Annotated in this window: 22 protein-coding genes; 5 read left to right on the plus strand and 17 right to left on the minus strand. The window is 62.2% G+C overall.

What is annotated here, in order from left to right; all coding sequences use genetic code 11:
- Positions 1-12: 12 nt before the first annotated feature.
- From purL to CO667_RS17645, 3 genes are all read right to left on the minus strand, one after another.
- Positions 13-2,244: a phosphoribosylformylglycinamidine synthase subunit PurL gene (purL, locus tag CO667_RS17635; RefSeq protein WP_097619585.1), complete on the minus strand. Its 2,232-nt coding sequence runs from the start codon at positions 2,242-2,244 to the stop codon at positions 13-15.
- A 121-nt stretch (positions 2,245-2,365) separates the two neighbouring features.
- On the minus strand, positions 2,366-2,944 hold the full coding sequence (locus CO667_RS17640) for an acyloxyacyl hydrolase (RefSeq protein ID WP_097619586.1): 579 nt from the start codon (positions 2,942-2,944) through the stop codon (positions 2,366-2,368).
- Positions 2,945-3,066: 122 nt separating this feature from the next.
- Positions 3,067-4,485 carry a PLP-dependent aminotransferase family protein gene (locus CO667_RS17645; RefSeq protein ID WP_097619587.1) on the minus strand — a complete coding sequence of 473 codons (1,419 nt, stop codon included), beginning with the start codon at positions 4,483-4,485 and terminating at the stop codon, positions 3,067-3,069.
- A gap of 81 nt (positions 4,486-4,566) precedes the next feature.
- Here CO667_RS17645 and CO667_RS17650 point away from each other — a divergent pair, with 81 nt between their 5' ends.
- Positions 4,567-4,824, plus strand: coding sequence for a DUF1127 domain-containing protein (locus CO667_RS17650; RefSeq protein ID WP_097619588.1), 258 nt, complete (start codon positions 4,567-4,569; stop codon positions 4,822-4,824).
- A 40-nt stretch (positions 4,825-4,864) separates the two neighbouring features.
- Here the strand turns inward: CO667_RS17650 and CO667_RS17655 are convergent, their stop codons facing one another.
- From CO667_RS17655 to CO667_RS17685, 7 genes are all read right to left on the minus strand, one after another.
- Positions 4,865-5,260 carry a hypothetical protein gene (locus tag CO667_RS17655; protein WP_097619589.1) on the minus strand — a complete coding sequence of 132 codons (396 nt, stop codon included), beginning with the start codon at positions 5,258-5,260 and terminating at the stop codon, positions 4,865-4,867.
- 31 nt (positions 5,261-5,291) lie between these two features.
- Positions 5,292-5,963 (minus strand): phosphoribosylformylglycinamidine synthase subunit PurQ, encoded by a 672-nt coding sequence (gene purQ / locus CO667_RS17660; protein ID WP_097619590.1) that lies wholly within the window; start codon positions 5,961-5,963, stop codon positions 5,292-5,294.
- Positions 5,960-6,514, minus strand: a complete 555-nt coding sequence (locus tag CO667_RS17665) for an RNA 2'-phosphotransferase (protein ID WP_097619591.1) — start codon at positions 6,512-6,514, stop codon at positions 5,960-5,962. The genes purQ and CO667_RS17665 overlap by 4 nt, the downstream gene beginning before the upstream one ends.
- Positions 6,515-6,558: 44 nt before the next feature.
- Positions 6,559-6,801 (minus strand): phosphoribosylformylglycinamidine synthase subunit PurS, encoded by a 243-nt coding sequence (purS, locus tag CO667_RS17670; protein ID WP_097619592.1) that lies wholly within the window; start codon positions 6,799-6,801, stop codon positions 6,559-6,561.
- Between the two features lie 35 nt (positions 6,802-6,836).
- Positions 6,837-7,601, minus strand: coding sequence for a phosphoribosylaminoimidazolesuccinocarboxamide synthase (purC, locus tag CO667_RS17675; RefSeq protein ID WP_003568927.1), 765 nt, complete (start codon positions 7,599-7,601; stop codon positions 6,837-6,839).
- 273 nt (positions 7,602-7,874) lie between these two features.
- Positions 7,875-10,172, minus strand: coding sequence for an EAL domain-containing protein (locus CO667_RS17680; protein ID WP_097619593.1), 2,298 nt, complete (start codon positions 10,170-10,172; stop codon positions 7,875-7,877).
- A gap of 98 nt (positions 10,173-10,270) precedes the next feature.
- Positions 10,271-10,825 carry an alpha/beta hydrolase gene (locus CO667_RS17685; protein WP_097619594.1) on the minus strand — a complete coding sequence of 185 codons (555 nt, stop codon included), beginning with the start codon at positions 10,823-10,825 and terminating at the stop codon, positions 10,271-10,273.
- 177 nt (positions 10,826-11,002) lie between these two features.
- Between CO667_RS17685 and CO667_RS17690 the strand changes: the two genes are divergently transcribed.
- Both CO667_RS17690 and CO667_RS17695 read left to right on the plus strand, forming a co-directional pair.
- Positions 11,003-11,806, plus strand: a complete 804-nt coding sequence (locus tag CO667_RS17690) for a DUF2189 domain-containing protein (protein ID WP_097619595.1) — start codon at positions 11,003-11,005, stop codon at positions 11,804-11,806.
- A gap of 102 nt (positions 11,807-11,908) precedes the next feature.
- Positions 11,909-12,388 (plus strand): low affinity iron permease family protein, encoded by a 480-nt coding sequence (locus tag CO667_RS17695; RefSeq protein ID WP_097619596.1) that lies wholly within the window; start codon positions 11,909-11,911, stop codon positions 12,386-12,388.
- A gap of 99 nt (positions 12,389-12,487) precedes the next feature.
- On the opposite strand, the gene purB is transcribed toward CO667_RS17695, so the two are convergent.
- The 5 genes from purB to CO667_RS17720 form a co-directional block, all read right to left on the minus strand.
- Positions 12,488-13,795 (minus strand): adenylosuccinate lyase, encoded by a 1,308-nt coding sequence (gene purB / locus CO667_RS17700; protein WP_097619597.1) that lies wholly within the window; start codon positions 13,793-13,795, stop codon positions 12,488-12,490.
- A gap of 70 nt (positions 13,796-13,865) precedes the next feature.
- Positions 13,866-14,351, minus strand: a complete 486-nt coding sequence (locus CO667_RS17705) for a hypothetical protein (RefSeq protein WP_097619598.1) — start codon at positions 14,349-14,351, stop codon at positions 13,866-13,868.
- 28 nt (positions 14,352-14,379) lie between these two features.
- On the minus strand, positions 14,380-15,108 hold the full coding sequence (locus tag CO667_RS17710) for a DUF2259 domain-containing protein (RefSeq protein WP_097619599.1): 729 nt from the start codon (positions 15,106-15,108) through the stop codon (positions 14,380-14,382).
- Positions 15,105-15,782 (minus strand): ribulose-phosphate 3-epimerase, encoded by a 678-nt coding sequence (rpe, locus tag CO667_RS17715; protein WP_097619600.1) that lies wholly within the window; start codon positions 15,780-15,782, stop codon positions 15,105-15,107. The genes CO667_RS17710 and rpe overlap by 4 nt, the downstream gene beginning before the upstream one ends.
- Before the next feature lie 67 nt (positions 15,783-15,849).
- A complete protein-coding gene (locus tag CO667_RS17720; RefSeq protein WP_097619601.1) occupies positions 15,850-16,932 on the minus strand; it encodes a branched-chain amino acid ABC transporter substrate-binding protein in 1,083 nt (360 codons plus the stop codon).
- A gap of 182 nt (positions 16,933-17,114) precedes the next feature.
- Here CO667_RS17720 and CO667_RS17725 point away from each other — a divergent pair, with 182 nt between their 5' ends.
- Together CO667_RS17725 and CO667_RS17730 are read left to right on the plus strand one after the other, a co-directional pair.
- Positions 17,115-17,609 (plus strand): flavin reductase, encoded by a 495-nt coding sequence (locus CO667_RS17725; RefSeq protein WP_097619602.1) that lies wholly within the window; start codon positions 17,115-17,117, stop codon positions 17,607-17,609.
- Positions 17,610-17,643: 34 nt separating this feature from the next.
- A complete protein-coding gene (locus CO667_RS17730; protein WP_097619603.1) occupies positions 17,644-17,961 on the plus strand; it encodes a TfoX/Sxy family protein in 318 nt (105 codons plus the stop codon).
- Here CO667_RS17730 and CO667_RS17735 read toward each other — a convergent pair whose 3' ends face one another.
- Together CO667_RS17735 and CO667_RS17740 are read right to left on the minus strand one after the other, a co-directional pair.
- The gene (locus CO667_RS17735) at positions 17,962-18,387 is read right to left on the minus strand and encodes an NUDIX domain-containing protein (protein ID WP_097619604.1); all 426 of its coding nucleotides are present in this window, start codon (positions 18,385-18,387) and stop codon (positions 17,962-17,964) included.
- Positions 18,388-18,394: 7 nt separating this feature from the next.
- Positions 18,395-19,912, minus strand: a complete 1,518-nt coding sequence (locus CO667_RS17740; protein ID WP_097619605.1) for a DEAD/DEAH box helicase — start codon at positions 19,910-19,912, stop codon at positions 18,395-18,397.
- Positions 19,913-19,983: the final 71 nt, after the last annotated feature.

Raw genomic sequence — 19,983 nt, forward strand, 5'->3', positions numbered from 1 at the left:
ACTCCTTGCGCATCATTCCGCGGCCAGTTCGCCGCGGCCTTCCATGAAATCAGGGAACCACGATTCATGGGCATCGCGCAATTGCTGAATCGGCAGCGAAATGAGATCGCCGACCACGAGCGCCGTTCCCTCTACCGTGCCGAGGCGGCGGAAGGGAACTCCGGCGCCTTCGGCATTGGCGCAGACGAAATCGGCGACATCGCTCGGTACCGTCAGCACGTAGCGAGCCTGGTCCTCGCCGAAGAGCAGCGCATGCGGGGCACCCTTGCCTTCGCCGAGATCGATCGCCAGACCCTTGTCTGACGCCATCGCCATTTCCGCAAGCGCGACTGCGAGACCGCCCGAAGAAATGTCGTGGCAGGCGGTCGCCTGGCCGTTGCGGATGACGGAGCGGACGAAATCACCGTTGCGGCGCTCGGCAAACAGATCCACCTCGGGTGCTGGGCCGTCGCGGCTGGAAAGCACGTCTCTGAGATAGACGGATTGGCCGAGATGGCTGCCGTCTACACCGATCATGATGACCTTGTCGCCGTCATCGGCGCTGCCGATGCGGACCATCTTGCGCCAGTCCGGCAGCAGGCCGACGCCTGCGATTGTCGGGGTCGGAAGGATGGCGACGCCGTTGGTCTCGTTGTAGAGCGAGACGTTGCCGGAGACGATCGGGAAGTCGAGCGCGCGGCAGGCTTCGCCGATGCCCTTCACCGCCTGAACGAACTGGCCCATGATCTCGGGCTTTTCGGGATTGCCAAAGTTGAGATTGTCGGTGGCGGCGAGTGGTTCGGCGCCTGTCGCGGTGATGTTGCGCCAGCATTCGGCAACCGCCTGCTTGCCGCCTTCAAAGGGATCGGCCTCGACATAACGCGGGGTGACGTCGGAGGAGAAGGCGAGCGCCTTGCTGGCATGGCCGTCGACGCGCACCACGCCGGCATCGCCGCCCGGAAGCTGCAGCGAATTGCCCTGGATCAGCGTGTCATACTGCTCGTAGACCCAGCGGCGGCTCGACTGGTTGGCGGAGCCGACGAGCTGCAGCAGTGCCTGGCCATAATCTTCGGGGGCGGCGACGAGATTTGCGGGCAGCGGGGCATGCTTGCCGGATTCGCGCCAGGGGCGATCATATTCCGGCGCCTGGTCGCCGAGATCCTTGATCGGCAGGTTCGCGACTTCTTCGCCCTGGTGCATGACGCGGAAGCGCAGGTCGTCGGTCGTCTTGCCGACGATCGCGAAATCGAGGCCCCATTTGACAAAGATCGCCTTGGCTTCCTCTTCCTTTTCCGGCTGCAGCACCATGAGCATGCGCTCCTGGCTTTCCGACAGCATCATTTCGTAAGCCGTCATCCGCTCTTCGCGGACCGGCACCTTGTCGAGTTCGAGCAGGATGCCGAGGTCGCCCTTGGCGCCCATTTCGACGGCCGAGCAGGTGAGGCCCGCCGCACCCATGTCCTGAATGGCGATGACGGCGCCGGTCTGCATCAGCTCGAGGCAGGCTTCCAGCAGGCACTTTTCGGTGAAGGGGTCGCCGACCTGAACCGTCGGGCGCTTTTCCTCGATCGATTCGTCGAATTCGGCCGAGGCCATCGTCGCACCGCCGACGCCGTCGCGGCCGGTCTTGGCGCCGAGATAGACGACGGGCAAGCCGACGCCCTTGGCTTCGGACAGAAAGATGGCGTTGGATTTGGCGATGCCGGCGGCAAAGGCGTTGACGAGGATGTTGCCGTTATAGCGGGCGTCGAACTCGACTTCGCCGCCGACCGTCGGCACGCCGAAGGAATTGCCGTAGCCGCCGACGCCGGAGACGACGCCGGAGACGAGATGGCGGGTCTTCGGGTGATCGGGTTCGCCGAAGCGCAGCGCATTCATTGCGGCGATCGGGCGGGCGCCCATGGTGAAGACGTCGCGCAGAATGCCGCCGACGCCGGTTGCAGCACCCTGGTACGGTTCGATGTAGGAGGGGTGATTGTGGCTCTCCATCTTGAAGACGACGCAATCGCCGTCATCGATATCTACCACGCCAGCATTCTCGCCGGGGCCTTGGATGACGCGCGGCCCCTTGGTTGGCAGCGTGCGCAGCCATTTCTTCGAGGATTTGTAGGAGCAGTGCTCGTTCCACATGGCCGAGAAGATGCCGAGTTCGGTGAAAGTCGGTTCGCGGCCGATCAGATCCAGAATGCGCTGATACTCGTCCGGCTTCAGGCCATGGCTTGCAATGAGTTCCGGCGTGATCGGGATGGTGTTTGGAATGGTCATGAGCGGAAAGTCCCTGGCGCGTTTTGCGCTGTCTTTAGCTTATGTAGCGGCGGCGCGCGACAGGAAAATGCCCGCCGTCAACAGAGGGCGGGCAGACTTTTTAAGCAAAAGGGGCAATCGATCAGAACTTGTAGCCGATCTGCAGGCCGGCGCGCGTCATGCCGTCGTTCGGGCCGTCGCAGAGATTGGCATGCGAGGAGTGGGCGATCTGGGCCATCACGTTCCAATTGCGGGTGAAACGGTAGCCGGCGCCGAGATATTCGTGAAACAGGACGCGACAGCCGAGTTCCGGGCCGTCACCATCGCCCTCGAGATCGCCGGTATGGATGACGCCGCCGAAGCCGGCTTCGGCAAAAAGCTTCTCGTTGAAATCGACCGTCCAGGTGAAGCCGGTGAAGAATTGGGTGGCCTCGCCGGAGGTGCCGATCGATGTGCCGAGATGGACACGGGGGTGCAGCAATTGCTGCTGCCAGCCGACCGCCTGATCGTAGCCGAAGGGATCGAAGAGGGCGGTAATTTCCGGAAAGACGCCGTTTTCCCGGGAATGGCCCGATTGTACCGAGGCCGATGCGCCGAAGCGCAGCTCATCGAATATCTGCTCGCCGGCCGTTGCCGAGCCCGCAACCAAAATGGCGGCTGCCGCTGCCAATGATGCCATACCCAAAAAACGCAACGCGATCTTTCCGAAGTCGACCCTCATTTGCTGTCCTTTGATTCGCGTCAGACGGGAACAACAAAGAGGTAACATGGAGGTTGAGTCGGTGAAGCGCTCCGAATTGGCTCCGACGTTTTTTCTGAATTATGACGTGTATTTGCAACACGTCATATTTCGCCGTCATAGGCGGAGCCGCCATTTTCCAGCAACCGGCGCAGGATCATCAGGCCCGAGATCAGTTCCTGCCCTGTCTTTGGCGAGGAAAAACCGATGCGAACGCGATGATAGGGTCTTTCCCCGCGCGCTGCCTTGAACTCGTCCTCGTCGTCGACGAGCACGCCGTCGCGGAAGGCGGCATTCTTGAAGGTGCCTGACATCCAGGGTTCCGGCAGTTTCAGCCAGAGGAAGGGCGCGTGTATGTGCGATTCGAAATCGAATCCCTGCAACTGTTCGCGGGCGAGACGGACGCGCCGGGAGAGTTCCTCAACACTTACCTTGCGGATCTCGTGCGCCGCGCCGCTTTCGACGAGGCGCGCGCAGGTCTCGGCCAGGATGAAGGGCAGGCCGCCGGTGATCATCCTGTGCGTCACCTTGATGCGCTGGGCAAAATGCGGCGGGCAGGCGACCCAGCCGCCGCGCACGCCGGCGGCGACCGATTTCGACAGGCCGTTGACGAGGAAGGTGCGATCGGGCGCAATGGAGGCCAGTAGTGGGGTATCGTCGTCAGCCATGCCGCCGTAGAGGTCGTCCTCGATCAGCCAGACACTGTGTTTCCTGGCGATTGCGGCGATGGCCACGCGCCGCTCATAGGGCATGATCGCCAGCGTCGGATTGTGCACGGTCGGCATCAGGAAGGCGATCTTGGGATGCTGCTGCTGGCAGAGCCGCTCGAAATCCTCGGGGATCACGCCGAGCTCATCGGAATCGACCGTCAGTGTGCGGCGGCCGAGCAGACGGGCGCTGCGGCTGACCTGGGTATAGGTGAGATCCTCGAAGACAATCTTGTCGCCCGGCGCCGAAACGGCGGCGATGACGGCGATCGCTGCCGCATGGGCGCCGAGCGTCGGTACGATGTTTTCGACCTCCGGAGTCCAGCCGCTGCGGGCAAGCCACAGGCGGCCGGCCTCGAACCAGTTGCGCGGGAAACTGCGGGAATAGGAGGAGATCTCGGAAAGATGCTGCTCGCCGATCTCGGCGAGGATGCCTGCTATGATCTTGCCCTGGCCGAGATCGGGCGCGGCTGTCGTGTCGAAGCGGATCTTGTCCGCCGGCGCATCCTGGACGCGGGTGCCGCCGAGCGACACGGTCAGCGGATCGATCTGCTCGCCGGGCGTGGTCTCCGAGCGGTTCAGCACATAGGTGCCGCGTCCGACTTCGCCGGCGACCAGGCCGCGCTCGTGCACCAACGCATAGGCGCGGCCGATCGTGCCGATCGTCACGCCGATGTCATAGGCAAGATTGCGCTGCGGCGGCAGTTTGCTGCCGGCGGGCAGGGCACCGCTCGATATGGCGGATTCGATGCTGTCTGCGAGCCGGAGATAGACCGGTCCGGAACCGCGGGAAATATCGGGAAGCCAATTTGTCATGGTGACAATTGTATATATTGGCACATTGTATCAGTCAAGCGTATGAGTCAATTCCAATGGTTGTCCAAAAGGATTCCTGGAATGTCTGTCTTACCCGAGATCAAAACGCCGATTGTATCGATTGTCTCCTACGGCGACAGGAGACAAGTCGTCCTCCCCGCCGAGTCTGCCGAGGCGACGACGCGTTTGGGGCGGATCTGGGCGGCCATTCTTCTCTGGCATCAGAAGCGGGAAGGACGGCGTGCGCTGAGGGAGCTTACGGCAGCCGGACTGAAGGATATCGGGGTATCGCAGTCCGATGCGGCGCGCGAAATCGGCAAGTCGTTTTTCTGGGACTGACCGTTTCTGGGACTGACCGGGTCTTCCGCAGCTGGAACGATCAGCTGCAGGCCTTGTTGCCGCCGGACCAGCGATTGACGTCGGCGGCGATGCGGCCTGCGACCGGTTCCGACATCATCGGACCGAAGGCCTGGAGGCGCGAGGGGCTTCCCTCGGCCTGTACGACGAGCAGCGGCCGGGCTTCCGGGCTGCCCTTGTGGACGAGCAGGATGCGCGGCCGGCCGGAGAAGGAATTGAGCTCCGGCGCGAGTTTATAGGCTGCAAAAGCCGGATCGCCCGATTTGAACCAGCAGGCATTGGCGCCGAGCGCCACGCGTTCCATCGTCGGCAGCGCGGCGCGGTTCGGACCTGTCGGCGCCGGCGACGACTGGCAGGCCGCGACCATGGTTGCGAGAGCGGCGAGCAGGGCGGCGTTTGCGGAAAGGCGAGGGCGCATCGATCTTGCTCCAGATCCGGATGATAGGATTTCAGGCAGCGATGACATCGAGCGCCGAGGCAAAGAGGCCACGGCCATCCGAGCCGCCATGGGCGGTTTCGATCAGGTTCTCCGGATGCGGCATCATGCCGAGCACATTGCCCTTTTCGTTCATCACGCCGGCAATATCGTTGATCGAGCCGTTCGGATTGGTGCCTTCGGCATAACGGAACACCACCTGGCCATTGCCTTCGATCGCAGCCAGCGTCGCGTCGTCGGCGAAATAATTGCCGTCGTGATGCGCGACCGGGCTGCGGATGACCTGCCCCTGCGCATAGGCGCGGGTGAAATCCGTCTCGGCATTGACGACTTCGAGCTTGACTTCGCGGCAGACGAATTTCAGCGAGGCATTGCGCATCAAAGCGCCGGGCAGCAGGCCGGCCTCAACGAGGATCTGGAAGCCGTTGCAGACGCCGAGCACCTTCACGCCCTTTGCCGCCTTGTCGATGATCGCCTGCATGACCGGCATGCGGGCGGCAATGGCGCCGCAGCGCAGGTAATCGCCGTAAGAGAAGCCGCCGGGGATGACGATCAGGTCGACATCGGGGATGTCGGTCTCCGTCTGCCAGATCGTCACCGGCGCCTTGCCGGAGATCTTGGTCAAGGCGGCGATCATGTCGCGGTCGCGGTTGAGGCCCGGAAGTTGAACGACGGCTGATTTCATGGGGTCCCTGCGTCTAGCGAAAGATATTGAACTGGAACGCTTTCGGCGAGCCATACCCCATTGTCGGAGACAAAGAAAGAATGACCCTCTGAAAACATGCGGGCCGCATCGACGCGCAGGATGATATGTTCACCCTTGCGGCGCATTGCGACGATTTTTGCGGTTTCGACATCTGCTGAGAGATGAACATGGTGCCGCTGCATCCTCTTCAAGCCTTCGCGCTCGATCGATTGCCAGTTCGTCAGAGACGTGCCGTGAAAAAGAGCGGCCGGCGGCTCCACCTGGTTCAATGCGAGGTCGACGTCGACACTATGACCCTGATTGGCGCGAATTCTGTTATCGACGAGGGTGAAGCGCTTCTTCGGATTGTTGTCGACAATCTCGACAATATCGGCGCGGGAAACCTCATATTTCGACGTCAGGGCTTTTTCGAGCGCATCGAACGACACCCAGCCCTCGGCATCAAGCGTCAGGCCCGCGGCATCGGGCGCATGACGCAAAACATAGCTCATATATTTCGAGACTTCCGTCTCCAGCTTTGCTTTCATCATGACGCCAAATCCTCAAGGTCCGCCGGACGACGGGGCTGTGATCGTCAATCGATCGCGATCGCGTAATTCTCGATCACCGTATTGGCGAGCAGTTTTTCGCACATGGCCTTGAGGTCGGCCTCGGCCTTGGCCTTATCGGCGCCTTCCAGTTCCAGGTCGAAGACCTTGCCCTGTCTGACATGGCCGACGCCCGAGAAGCCGAGGGCACTGAGCGCGCCCTCGATAGCCTTGCCCTGCGGATCGAGAACGCCGTTTTTCAGCGTGACGGTGACACGAGCCTTGATCACTTTGTCTTTCCTGCCTTACTTGACCAGACGATCTTTTACTTAACCAAAACGGGGCCGGTGCCGCGCACAGGCTCGTTTTCATTGATGATGCCGAGACGGCGCGCAACTTCGGAATAGGCTTCGAGCAGCCCGCCCAGATCACGGCGGAAACGATCCTTGTCCATCTTCTCGTGGGTCTCGATATCCCAGAGCCGGCAGCTGTCCGGTGAGATCTCGTCGGCGAGGATGATGCGCATCAGATCGCCTTCGAACAGGCGGCCGCATTCGATCTTGAAGTCGACAAGCTGGATACCGACGCCGAGGAAGAGGCCGGTCATGAAGTCGTTGACGCGGATGGCAAGCGCCATGATGTCATCGAGCTCGGCGGGGTTGGCCCAGCCGAAGGCAGTGATGTGCTCTTCGGAGACCATCGGATCGTCGAGTGCGTCGGACTTGTAATAGAATTCGATGATCGAGCGCGGCAGGACCACGCCTTCATCGATCCCGAGGCGCTTGGCGAGCGAACCGGCGGCGACGTTGCGCACGACGATCTCCAGCGGGATCATCTCCACTTCCTTGATCAACTGCTCGCGCATGTTGAGCCGGCGGATGAAATGCGTAGGGATGCCGATCTTGTTCAGATGGCTGAAGATGTATTCGGAAATGCGATTGTTGAGGACGCCCTTGCCATCGATGACTTCGTGTTTCTTCTTGTTGAAGGCAGTGGCATCGTCCTTGAAAAACTGGATCAAAGTGCCCGGTTCCGGGCCTTCATACAGAATCTTTGCCTTGCCCTCGTAGATACGGCGGCGACGGTTCATCGTGGTCATTCTCTGTTGTTGGCGCTCTTGGGATAGCGCGAGTGGATCGATCTCGTGGCGTCCCCTTAAAGGAAAAGAGTGGGTTTCACAATCCGCCTGTCGCTCCTTCCCCGGTTTCGGATTCTCTTGGCCCCGGTTTCCGAATTTTCTGGCCCCGGTTTCCGATTCTACGGAATACCGCCAAGAGAATCGAATGAATTCGCAAGATGAGTCTAGCGCCTTTTCCTCTAGGGTGAAATGACGGCGAAATGGCGGGTTGCTTGTGGCAGGTTTTTATTTGGCAGCTCTGCTTCGCAGCGTGCGGCGAAGCTGCGCCTGCAAGGCGCGAGCGGCGGTTTGCCCGTGGCGCCAGCTTCCGGCGCGGATGAAGGAGGGGATCTGCATGGCCGGCATCGGCCGGGCGAGCGCGTAGCCCTGCAGCGTGTCGCAGTCGAGTTCTTCGAGAATGCGGATATGATCCGCCGTCTCGACACCCTCGGCGATGACGAGAATGCCAAGCGAGCGGCCGATGTCGATGATGGAGCCGACCAGTTTGCGCTGCTCGGCCGATTGCGGCAGCATGCGGATCAGCTCGCGGTCGATCTTCAGCGTCTTCGGACTCAAGCGCAGCAGGCTGACGATCGAGGCGTGGCCGGTGCCGAAATCATCGATCTGGATGTCGATGCCGAGTTTGCGCAGCTTTTTCAGATTGGCGGCCACCGCCTCATCGCAATCGTCGAGCGAGATCGATTCCAGCAGTTCGAAGGAGATGGTGCCAGGCGGGATCTTCAGGGCGCGGAGCTTCTTGCCGAGATCGGGATCGGCAAGCCGCCTGGCGGAAACGTTGACCGATATTTTCGGCACCGGCAGCCCGTCCTTGATCCAGGCGCGGCGGTCGGCAAGGGCGCGCTCCAGGATCAGGGCATCGATGGTCGAAACGACGTCGAGATCCTCGGCGATATCGAGGAAGCGATCGGGCGTCAGCAGCCCGTGCACTGGGTGCTGCCAGCGGGCAAGTGTTTCGACGCCCACGACATCGAGCGTGCGGGCATCGAACTGCAGCTGATAGAAGGGCACGAATTCATTGCGCTCGAGGCCGATCAGGATCTCGTCGGCAAGGTGCTTGGCGGAGATGATGTCGCGGCGGGCAGCGGCCGAGAAAAACTCGAAGCGGTTGCGACCGAGGCCCTTGGCGCGATAAAGCGCGATATCGGCATCGAGCAGCGTCTGCTTGGCATCGAGCTTCGGCCCGCTGTCGATGGCAATGCCGATACTGGCGCCGAAACGGCAGTCGTGCCCCTCGTACCGGACGGGTTTGCGCAATTCGCGAATGATACGTTGAGCAAGGCCGGCGATCTTCTTCGACCCGGGATCGACGATGCAGAGGATGACGAACTCGTCACCGCCGATGCGGGCGACGAAATCGGCGGCGCGAACCGAATTTCCGAGCACGCTTGCGGCATGCTTGAGCATGGCGTCGCCCGCCCGGTGGCCGAGCGTGTCGTTGATCTGCTTGAAACGGTCGAGATCGATATGCAGGATCGCCAGCCCAAGGCCCTTGGCCCGGCACTCGGCCGAGCGCTCATCCAGCATCTTGTCGAGATAGCGGCGGTTCGGCAGGCTGGTGAGATAATCGTGCAGCGCCAGGTGCTCGATGCTCTCCTTGGCGGCTTCGAGTTCGCGATTGTGGGCCTCGGCCAGATCCTTGGCGCGCTGCAACTCGTTTCGGAGCGCGACCTCCGCGGTGACGTCCCAATTGGCGCCGATCAGCTTGCGGTGGCCGTTGCCGTCGATGAAAAAGGCCGAGCGGGCGCGGATGACACGTTCGACGCCGTCACCGCGAATGATGCGGTACTCCTGCTGGAAATCACTGCCGCTTTCGACGCTACGGTCGGACAGGCCCAGCACGCGCTCGCGGTCCTCGGGATGCAGACTTTTCGCCCAGGCGTCGCTGGCGATCTGGCGCGCGGCGCCCTGCAGTCCGTAAATGGCGATGAGGCGCTCGTCCCATTCGACCGTGTCATTGTCGATATCCGCCTCGAAAACGCCGATGCGGGAAATCTCCAGCGCCAGATCGAGCCGGCGCGACAGACGTGACAGCGTCTCCTCGGCCTCCTTGCGGGCGGTGATATCGGTATCCGTGCCGACGATGCGCGTCGGCACGCCGCTCTCGTCCCATTCCACGCAGGCGCCGCGGCAGTCGATCCAGATCCAGTGGCCGTCCCGGTGACGTTCGCGATATTCGAAGATCTGGAAATCCGGGTCGCCGGCATTTTGCCGCTCGATGGCATGGACGACAAAATCACGATCATCGGGGTGGACGAGCTGCAGCCAGGCGTCGTAATCGCCAGCGGCCTCCTCGTCGGGCGCCATGCCGCGCATGGTCTTCCACGTCTGCGAGTAATATTTCCGGCCGAGACGAAAGTTGTGATCCCATACGCCGAGGCCCGAGCCGACGAGCGCATGGTTCCATCGACTTTCCCGATCCGCCAGATCGGATTCGTCGGCCGCCCCGTTGCCGACGCCTGTCTCAGCCGCTGCGGCCTCGCCATGCGGATCCTCGGCTTTTGGATGGGCTTTCTTCACGGGCATTCTCGCTTATTTCAATCTTCGTGCAGTCTGCTGTCATTCCATTAAGAAAGACTTAGAAAGCACTTGCTGAACTAGCGAGGAGGCGGGTTTTCCTTAAATCAGATGGAGAGCCGGCTGAGGAACTGGGCGAAGACCATCGTGCCTTCCGGCCAGGGGCCATGACCGGAATCAGCGTTGATATGACCGGCTTCCCCGGCATCGACGAGGAAGGAGCCCCAGCTGCTGGCGATTTCGTCGGCATGTTCGTAAGAGCCGAACGGATCGTTGCGGCTGGCCACCGTGATCGAGGGGAAGGGCAGCGGATCGCGCGGATAGGGTCCGAAGGTCATCAGGTGCTTCGGGCGGATGTTGGGATTGGCGACATCCGGCGGGGCAACGAAGAAGGCGCCCGCCACCGGCTTGCGGAAATGCGGGATGGCATGAATGGCCGAGGCCACGCCGAGCGAATGGGCGACGAGGATGACCGGGCGGGTCGAGGCGTTCACCTCCTCGGCGATACGGGCGATCCAGTCTTCGCGGACCGGCTTCGTCCATTCGGCCTGTTCGACGCGCCGCGCCGTGCTGAGTTTTGCCTCCCAGCGGCTCTGCCAGTGGCTCGGGCCGGAATTGGTGTAGCCGGGGATGATGAGGATATCTGCGTCTGAGGCTTTCATAGTGCCGCCGATGTGAGAAAGCTTGCCCAAGATGTCAAGAGGGGATGTGAAAGGGAGAGAGCGACACGGGCGCTGAGCTTTGCTATATTGCTCCAGTGCCGGTTGCGGATTTCGTGTCGGCTTGCCCGCCGATGCGCGTCCGCCGCCGACCAGGTCTCGGCTGAGGAGGAGAAAGCCATGGCGGCATTTCATGTCATGACGGGTGCTGGCGAAAGCTTCGCGCGGCCCGTGGTCAATCGCATCGGTATCGCCGACGTCTTCGACGCGCTGAAGCGCGGATACGAGGATTTTATGGAGAAACCGTCCCACTACGTGTTCCTGTGCCTGATGTATCCGATCGCCGGCGTCTTCCTGACGCTGTGGACCTCGGGCGCCAACCTCCTACCGATGGTCTTCCCGCTTATGGCGGGTTTCGTGCTGATCGGCCCGATTGCAGCGATTGGCCTCTATGAAATCAGCCGCCGGCGCGAGGCCGGCCTCGACACGTCCTGGACGCATGCGCTCGACGTGCGCCATTCGCCGGCGCTGCCATCGATCATCGCGGTCGGGCTGATGCTTTGCGGCCTTTTCGTCGTCTGGCTGGTGACGGCGCAGACTCTCTACAGCAATCTGCTCGGCGAAGTGTTTCCGCGCAGCATGGCGGATTTCTTCCGCCAGGTCTTCGGCACGCCCGAAGGCATGCAGTTGATCATCTGGGGCAATCTGATCGGCTTCGTCTTTGCGCTCGTCGTGCTGGCGATTTCAGTCATCACCTTTCCGCTGTTGCTCGACCGTGATGTCGGTGCCGTTTCCGCCGTCGTCGCCTCGATCCGCGCCACGGTCGCCAATCCGGTGCCGGTGCTGCTCTGGGGCCTCATCGTCGCAGCGCTGCTCGTCATCGGTACGATCCCGGTCTTTGCCGGGCTTGCGCTCGTCATCCCTATCCTCGGCCATGCGACCTGGCATCTCTATCGCAAGCTGATTGCGCGGGAAGCCGCGTAATCGCAAGTGCGTGCCCCCGGGAATCTCGGATCCCCGGGGGAACCTCAAGCCGGCCTCGGCGTTTTTAGAAAGCGGAGTTCGGGGAAGGATTCAGAGGTTACGATGAAGCATCTGTTCGCCCACTTCGCGACCAAGACATCGGAATGGGCGGGCAAACCCGTCATCTTCATTCTGGCGCTGACCGCCGTCATCCTCTGGGCCTTACTTGGCCCTTTCTTCGATTATTCGGAAACCTGGCAGCTGGTCATCAATACCGCCACAACGATCGTCACCTTCCTGATGGTTTTCGTGCTGCAGAACGCCCAGACGCGTGACACAAGGGCGATCCAGGCCAAGCTCAATGAAATCATCCTGACGAGCCATGCCGAGAACCGTTTCATCGGCATCGAAAATCTCGATGAAGAGGAGTTGAAGCGTCTCGACGAGTTGGTCGCCAAGGCCGCCAAGGGCCGGGGCGAGACGGAGGCATGTAGGACAGAGGAAGTGGTGAAAGCGGCGCCGTTGAAAAAGGCGGAGGCACGCAAACGTTCTGTGGTTGCTAAAGCGCCGAAGCAAAAACAGCGGCCGCTTGAGAAAAGCTGAACATCAGGCTGCGACTAAGGGGAAAGCCACCCGACAGAGGTATGCCGGCAGAAAAACGGCGCCTGCAAGGGCGCCGCCGTATCGTTTATTGCAGATCGCTCACGCCTCGCCAAACACCCGCCGGAAGATCGTGTCGACGTGTTTGGTATGGTAGCCGAGATCGAACTTCTCCCGGATGTCTTCCTCCGAAAGCGCCGTGCGGACCTCCGCATCCGCCAGCAGCTCCTCCAAAAAATCCTTGCCCTGTTCCCAGACCTTCATGGCATTGCGCTGGACGAGGCGATAGGCATCCTCGCGGGAGGTGCCGGCCTGGGTCAGCGCCAGGAGGACGCGCTGGGAGTGGACGAGGCCGCGGAACTTGTTGAGGTTCTTCTCCATATTCTCGGGATAGACCAGCAGCTTCTCGATGACGCCGGCAAGCCGGGACAGGGCGAAATCGAGGGTGACTGTGGCATCGGGGCCGATCATGCGCTCGACTGAGGAATGCGAGATATCGCGCTCGTGCCAGAGGGCGACGTTTTCCATCGCCGGCAGGGCGTAGGAGCGGACCATGCGGGCAAGGCCGGTGAGGTTTTCGGTCAGAACCGGGTTGCGCTTGTGCGGCATGGCCGAAGAGCCCTTCTGGCCGGGCGAGAAATATTCTTCGGCCTCCAGCACCTCGGTGCGCTGCAGGTGGCGGATTTCGGTCGCCAGGCGCTCGATCGACGAGGCGACGACGCCGAGGGTGGCAAAATACATGGCGTGGCGGTCACGCGGGATGACCTGCGTCGAGACCGGCTCGGCCTTCAGGCCCAGTGCTGCGGCGACATGTTCCTCGACGCGCGGATCGATATTGGCGAAGGTGCCGACGGCGCCCGAGATGGCGCAGGTCGCGACTTCCTCGCGGGCGGCGACCAGGCGCTGGCGGCAGCGCTCGAATTCGGCATAGGCGAGCGCCAGCTTGACGCCGAAGGTGGTCGGTTCGGCGTGGATGCCGTGCGAACGGCCGATGGTGACGGTGTCCTTGTGTTCGAAGGCGCGGGTTTTCAGCGCTGCAAGCAGGCGGTCGAGATCGGCGATGAGGATATCGGTGGCGCGGACCAATTGCACGTTGAAGCAGGTGTCGAGCACGTCGGATGAGGTCATGCCCTGATGGACGAAGCGCGCATCCGGGCCGACGATCTCGGCGAGATGGGTGAGGAAGGCGATGACGTCATGCTTGGTGACGGCCTCGATCTCGTCGATGCGGTTGACGTCGAAGGTGGCGGCGCCGCCTTTTTCCCAGATCGTCTTTGCCGCCGATTTCGGGATGACGCCGAGCTCGGCCAGCGCGTCGCAGGCATGCGCCTCGATCTCGAACCAGATGCGGAACTTGGTTTCGGGAGACCAGATGGCGACCATTTCAGGCCGGGAATAACGCGGGATCATGGGCGGCTGCCTTCACTTCAAAGAGGATTCATCGAGGTTAGCGCCCCTGTAGCAAAGACCGGCGGCAATCTCAACGCATGCGTTTGGCAAGATGATAGCTGCTAACGACGAGGCAGACGAGGCCGAGCGGCAGGAAAAGGCGCAGGCCGATCACCAGGAACTGGTAGACGGCGCTGATACTGGTGAAGACAAACTGGAAGGCCCAGACGAAACTGCCGAAGGGGGCGTGCCAGCGCGAATAGAAGAGCCGGTATTCCATGGCGAAGAGAAAGGCGGTCATCACGATCGTCGCCGCGGTCAACGTCACGAAAAATGCGGCAAAACGCGCTTCCGGCGCTCGATCATAGGCAAAGAAGCGGGCGACCGGCAGGGCGAAGGGCCAGGAGAGCAGGCCGCCGAGGAAATAAAGGGCGGCGATCTCGGCCAGCCGGCTCGTCTGCAGTCCGTTGCGGAGATAAAGGCCGAGCATGGCGGCGGCGAGCATCTGCATGCCCCAAAGCAACGCGCCGGCAATCAGATCGGGGTAGGGCGGCTTTGCAGCTCTTAGACGATCCATCCTGGCAATCCGTCTCCGGCATCCGGGTTCAGGGATGAACCGGAACGGCGATCCAGCGTCCGTTTCTTGCCGCATCGAAGGCGAGGACCAGGGCGATGTGAACCGGGTTTGCGCCCTCCGGCTGGTAGACCATGGCGCCGCCGATCCGGTATTCTACCGAACAGATGCGCTCGGCCGGAACCGTCGTTGCCTGGCGCGCGGCCTGGCGGTTCGGAGCGCCTTCCTTCTCGATCATCTGCAGGCTGAAACCGATGACGCGCTTGTCGAGCGCCGTGCAGTCCTTCGATGTCGGCACCGGCATCTCACCCAGCGAGAGCGTATAGGGCGATTTCGGGGGACCATCGGTCGCAAGTGTGGTGTAGCGGATCGTCTTCGTCGGCGAGCCGAGTTCGGTCGGCGGATTGAAGGCCGCGATCAGGCCGGGATTGGTCAGGAGATCGTATTTGTCCATCTGGCTGCGCGCCGCCGTCAGGTTCTGCCGCCGCGCCTTGGAAAGATTGGCATCCTTATCGGTCAGTTCGGTGCGGAAGGGCGTGCCCTCGATATACTGACCGCTGTCGGTATCGACGAAATAGGTGTTGGAGTAGGGGACATTGCCGCTCTCCTCCTTGATGCCGAATTCCTGAAATCCGAAGACCTTGCCGTCGGCCGAGAAGCCGAGCGGCTGGATATTGGCGATGTCTCCGGCAAGTGACAGGCCGGGCAGGCCGGCAAGTGTGGCGGCAAACACGCCGCCGATAATCAGACGTTTTATCATGTTCGTGCCCCTTCGGCTGCCTGACGCAGATCGGCGACGGTCCGGCGATAATCCTCGACCGTATCGCCCTTGAAAATGGCCGAGCCGGCGACGAGGACGTTGCCGCCGGCGCGCGCAATCGCCGGCGCCGTTTCCACCGTGACGCCGCCGTCGACCTGAAGTTCGATCGGCCGGTCGCCGATCAGTGACTTCGCCGCGGCAATCTTGGCCGCCATCGCCGGAATGAACTTCTGTCCGCCGAAACCGGGATTGACCGACATGATCAGGATGAGGTCGACATCGTCGAGCACGTTCTCGATGGCGCTGAGCGGTGTCGCCGGGTTGATCGTCACGCCGACCTTCTTGCCGAGATGGCGGATGGTCTGCAGCGAGCGGTGCAGATGCGGCCCGGCTTCGGCATGGACTGTGATCCGGTCGCAGCCGGCCTTGGCGAAAGCTTCGAGATAATCGTCGACCGGCGAGATCATCAGATGGCAGTCGAAAGTGGCTGACGTATAGGAGCGCAGCGACTTGATGACGTCGGGGCCGAAGGAGATATTCGGCACGAAATGCCCGTCCATCACGTCGAGATGGATCCAGTCGGCGCCGGCGGCCGTCACGTCGCGCACCTCCTCGCCGAGCCTGGCGAAATCTGCCGCGAGGATCGAGGGGGCAATGCGAATGGGCAGCGTCATCAAATCTCACTCCGTATGGGCTGCCATTTGACCGTGGCGGCCGGATTCAAGGCTGGCGCGCCGCCGCTCATTGCGTCGGCGCGGCAGGTGGAAAAAAGCCGTTGCCCCGCCATTCGAGCAGGCGGTAGGGATTTTGCGAAAGCTCATGCGCGCCGGTGAAGGCGACGGCGCCGACCGGCGTCTGGAATGTCGTGCCGAGAAGCATCTCCTGCAGCGGTTTGCCCGCCTGAGCGGCGGCTTCCGCGGCCCGGCCGGCAATGAGGGCCGCGGTCAGCGATGGCAGGACATAACCTTCCGGCTCGATGCCTTTGGCGCGCAGCGTCTCGGCCGCAACTGCGCCTTCCTGAAGCAGGGCATATTCCGGCAGAGCGACGGCGCGCACGCCTGTACCAAGCGGCAGCGGCTGGTCGGCGGCGCGCATGGCATCGCCGCCGAGAATGGAGAGCGGGATGTTTTCCGCCTTGGCGTCGCGGGCGATGACGGCGACATCGTTGCGATCGCCGCCGATGAAAACCTTGGTCGCACCGGCCCGTTTCAGGCGGCGGACAAGAGCAATCTGCTGCTCCTGTCCCGGCCGATAGGTATCGGTGAAGACAGGCTTCAGGCCGTTCTGCTCCAGCGCATTGCGCACCGCTTCCGTCAGTTCGCGGCCATGGATGGTGCCGTCCTCGATCAAGGCGATCGGATCGGCCGCCCAGTCCTTGAGGATCACTTCGATGACCTTTGCCGCCTCGGTGCCGTCGGCCGGCGCCAGGCGGAAGAGCGGCCACCCGTTCTTCAGCGCATCCTCCATCAGGATACGGGAGCGCACCGAGACGGTGATGGCGGGGATTCCGGCGTCCTTCAGCTTCGGCAGCGCGCCTTCCAGCGTCTTGCTGCAGAGAAAGCCGACTGCGACCTGCACCTTGGCATTGACAAGCGCATCGGCAACCGCGGCACCGCTATTTTCCTCGCAGGTTTCGTTGACGGCGACGAGGGTATTGCCGGACTGCTGGATCTCGAAACCGGCGCCGGCGGCAATCTGGGCGCCGAGCAGGACGAGCGAACCGTTCTGAGGGGCGACGACGCCGATCGTCACGCCGGCCGCATGGCTCGGCACTGCCGCTCCCAGCAGCGTCAGAAAGGCTGCTATGCCACGCAGGTTGATCATGAAAGGCGGAGATCCCTAGCCATCGTCCATGCCCTTTTATCCGCAAGGCCGCAATCGTCAAAGAAAAACAAGCGTAACGCAGCGCTTTTCACCGCTGCTATTGTAGAAAAGGTAACCGATGCTCGCCATATTGGCGCGATAAACAAGTCGATCCAGGCAGAAAAGCGCGGACGGAGAAGCAGGTGTTGAACAGGCAGCATATCGATCCCGGCCTTTATCGCGACGCCATGAGCCGTTATGCCGGCCATGTGCAGCTCGTGACGACGGCGATGGAAGGCTTGCGCCGCGGCGTCACCATCACGGCCGCCTGCTCGGTTTCGGACAATCCCGCCTCCGTGCTGATCTGCCTCAACAACACCAATCCGAAGAACGAGATCTTTTTCCGCAGCGGCATCTTCGTGCTCAACACGCTCGGCGCCCATCATCAGGGCGTTGCCGACGCCTTTTCCGGACGCACGTCGCTTGCCGATGACGACCGTTTCGCCAGCGCCCGTTTCGAGACGCTGGTCACCGGCGCGCCGGTGCTCGCCGGCGCGCTCGCTGCTTTCGATTGCCGGGTGACCGACATCAAGGAAATGCCGACGCACAATGTCATCTTCGGCGAGGTTGCGGCCGTCCGCTTCAGCGAAAAGCATCCGGCGCTCATCTATATGAACCGGGACTATCACGCGCTGTGATGTGAGCGGCGACAGGATTTCAAGGGAATAGAGCATGGACAATGCCGGGATCGAGGAAATGTTTCAGGGGCTCGGCCCCGTCACGGTCAAGCGCATGTTCGGTGGCAAGGGCATCTATCATCTCGGGCGCATCATCGCGCTCGAAGTGCGCGACGAGATGCTGCTGAAGGCGGACGAGACGAGCGCCCCGGAATTTGCCGCTGCCGGCGCCACGCAGTGGACCTATGAAGGCAAGAAGGGCAAGCCGGTGAAGATGCCCTACTGGTCGATCCCCGACGAAGCCTACGACGATCCGGATCTGATGGCGAAATGGGTGCGGCTTGCCTATGAAGCAGCGCTTCGCGCAGAATAGCTATTCGCTTCGTTTGGCAGCCGGCAGGGCTGCTATTGCGGCCTTGGTGAAGGCTGACAGCGGCTCCGGCAAATCTGTCAGGGGAAACCAGCCGAAATCCGAGAGCTTGTCCGGTTCGGTCAATTGCGGCTCACCTTCGACATCGCGGGCGAGATAGAGAAGCGAAATCCAGTGCTGGCGGTCGGTATCGATGATCTGCTCGGTCATGCCGATGCGCTCGATGCGGCCGATCTTGAGGCCGGTTTCTTCTTCGGCCTCGCGGCGTGCGGCTTGCTCGGCCGGCTCCATGTGATCGACCTTGCCACCGACGATATTCCAATAGCCGGCTTCAGGCGGGCGCATGCGCTTGTAGAGGAGGATCCTGGCGTCGCGCAGAATCACCAGGCCGACGCCGAACCCCGGAAAATCGAGACCGGGCCTGGCCATCGGATGCTCAGACCTTGGCGCTGCCGGCGATCAGCATGAAGGCGGGGATATCGTCGCCGAAGCCGACCGGGGTCGGGCCGTCATCGTGGTCGCGATGGCGGCGGCGGTCGCGGCTGTCGTCGTTTGCCGGATAAGGCCGGCTGTTGCGCGCATTGTTTTGCGGCTTCTGCTCTGCTTTGCGCTCGTTCTTCACGATGTCGGCCTTTACTGGTGCTGCCTGAATCACTTGGACGTCATTATCCTGTATGTCGTTATCAGATTTATGACCCACAGCGCTGCGATTGCCGCGCCCGCGTCCGCGATCCCGCTCGCCTCGTTCGCCCTTTGCGCCACGCTCGCGGCTGTTGCGCCGCGGGCGGGCGCTGTCGGCGCTTTCTTCTGCCGGCGGCAGGGAGTTCACATCGCCGCTCAGCCATTCGACCTTTTCGCCGATCAGCTTTTCGATCGCATCGACGAATTTGGTGTCGCGCTTGGTGACGAGCGTGAAGGCGGCACCCGAGCGACCGGCACGGCCGGTGCGGCCGATGCGGTGGACGTAATCCTCGGAATGGATCGGCACGTCGAAATTGAAGACGTGGCTGACATCGGGAATGTCGAGGCCGCGGGCTGCGACGTCTGATGCAACCAGCAGCTGGAGATTGCCGTCACGGAAGCTCTGCAGCGTCATCGTGCGGGAGCGCTGATCCATGTCGCCATGCAGGGCGCCGACGGAGAAGCCGTGGCGCTCCAGCGACCGGAAGAGATCGGCCACATCCTTCTTGCGGTTGCAGAAGACGATGGCGTTCTTGAGTTCGGTCTGGGCGCGGACGAGTTCGCGCAGAACCGCGCGCTTCTCGTAATCCTTGCCGTGCGAGGCGACGAAACGCTGCGTCACGGTCTTTGCGGCCGATGCGGGCTTTGCCACTTCGATGCGCTCGGGATTCTGCAGGAAGCGGTCGGCGAGCTTCTGAATTTCCGGCGGCATGGTCGCCGAGAAGAACAGCGTCTGGCGGGTGAACGGGATCATCTTGGCGATGCGCTCGATATCGGGAATGAAACCCATGTCGAGCATGCGGTCGGCCTCGTCGATGACGAGGATCTCGACGCCGCTCATCAGCAGCTTGCCGCGCTCGAAATGGTCGAGCAGGCGGCCGGGTGTGCAAATCAGCACGTCGGCGCCGCGCTCGAGCTTGCGGTCCTGGTCTTCGAAGGAAACGCCGCCGATCAGCAGGGCGACGTTGAGGCGGTGGTTCTTGCCGTATTTTTCGAAATTCTCTGCGACCTGGGCGGCGAGTTCGCGCGTCGGCTCGAGAATCAGCGTACGGGGCATGCGGGCGCGGGCGCGACCCTTCTCCAGAAGCGACAGCATCGGCAGAACGAAGGATGCCGTCTTGCCGGTGCCCGTCTGCGCGATGCCGCAAATATCGCGACGTTCGAGCGCAAAGGGAATGGCTCCCGCCTGAATAGGCGTGGGGATCGTGTAGCCCGCGTCGGTAACAGCGGATAGCACTTTTTGGCTCAAGCCAAGGTCAGCGAATGTCGTCAAAGGGAAAACTGTTTCCGTTCCGGTTCGGCCGAGCTCTGAACGAGTCGGCGGGATTGCATGCCGCAATGCAG

The sequence above is a fragment of the Rhizobium sp. L43 genome (assembly GCF_002531725.1).
In the GTDB taxonomy this organism is placed as follows: domain Bacteria; phylum Pseudomonadota; class Alphaproteobacteria; order Rhizobiales; family Rhizobiaceae; genus Rhizobium.

Bases quoted from the DNA above. Each gene is read 5' to 3' on its own strand.
- purL (WP_097619585.1), bottom strand. From the start codon at position 2,244: ATGACCATTCCAAACACCATCCCGATCACGCCGGAACTCATTGCAAGC.
- CO667_RS17640 (WP_097619586.1), bottom strand. From the start codon at position 2,944: ATGAGGGTCGACTTCGGAAAGATCGCGTTGCGTTTTTTGGGTATGGCA.
- CO667_RS17645 (WP_097619587.1), bottom strand. From the start codon at position 4,485: ATGACAAATTGGCTTCCCGATATTTCCCGCGGTTCCGGACCGGTCTAT.
- CO667_RS17650 (WP_097619588.1), top strand. From the start codon at position 4,567: ATGTCTGTCTTACCCGAGATCAAAACGCCGATTGTATCGATTGTCTCC.
- CO667_RS17655 (WP_097619589.1), bottom strand. From the start codon at position 5,260: ATGCGCCCTCGCCTTTCCGCAAACGCCGCCCTGCTCGCCGCTCTCGCA.
- purQ (WP_097619590.1), bottom strand. From the start codon at position 5,963: ATGAAATCAGCCGTCGTTCAACTTCCGGGCCTCAACCGCGACCGCGAC.
- CO667_RS17665 (WP_097619591.1), bottom strand. From the start codon at position 6,514: ATGATGAAAGCAAAGCTGGAGACGGAAGTCTCGAAATATATGAGCTAT.
- purC (WP_003568927.1), bottom strand. From the start codon at position 7,601: ATGAACCGTCGCCGCCGTATCTACGAGGGCAAGGCAAAGATTCTGTAT.
- CO667_RS17680 (WP_097619593.1), bottom strand. From the start codon at position 10,172: ATGCCCGTGAAGAAAGCCCATCCAAAAGCCGAGGATCCGCATGGCGAG.
- CO667_RS17685 (WP_097619594.1), bottom strand. From the start codon at position 10,825: ATGAAAGCCTCAGACGCAGATATCCTCATCATCCCCGGCTACACCAAT.
- CO667_RS17690 (WP_097619595.1), top strand. From the start codon at position 11,003: ATGGCGGCATTTCATGTCATGACGGGTGCTGGCGAAAGCTTCGCGCGG.
- CO667_RS17695 (WP_097619596.1), top strand. From the start codon at position 11,909: ATGAAGCATCTGTTCGCCCACTTCGCGACCAAGACATCGGAATGGGCG.
- purB (WP_097619597.1), bottom strand. From the start codon at position 13,795: ATGATCCCGCGTTATTCCCGGCCTGAAATGGTCGCCATCTGGTCTCCC.
- CO667_RS17705 (WP_097619598.1), bottom strand. From the start codon at position 14,351: ATGGATCGTCTAAGAGCTGCAAAGCCGCCCTACCCCGATCTGATTGCC.
- CO667_RS17710 (WP_097619599.1), bottom strand. From the start codon at position 15,108: ATGATAAAACGTCTGATTATCGGCGGCGTGTTTGCCGCCACACTTGCC.
- rpe (WP_097619600.1), bottom strand. From the start codon at position 15,782: ATGACGCTGCCCATTCGCATTGCCCCCTCGATCCTCGCGGCAGATTTC.
- CO667_RS17720 (WP_097619601.1), bottom strand. From the start codon at position 16,932: ATGATCAACCTGCGTGGCATAGCAGCCTTTCTGACGCTGCTGGGAGCG.
- CO667_RS17730 (WP_097619603.1), top strand. From the start codon at position 17,644: ATGGACAATGCCGGGATCGAGGAAATGTTTCAGGGGCTCGGCCCCGTC.
- CO667_RS17735 (WP_097619604.1), bottom strand. From the start codon at position 18,387: ATGGCCAGGCCCGGTCTCGATTTTCCGGGGTTCGGCGTCGGCCTGGTG.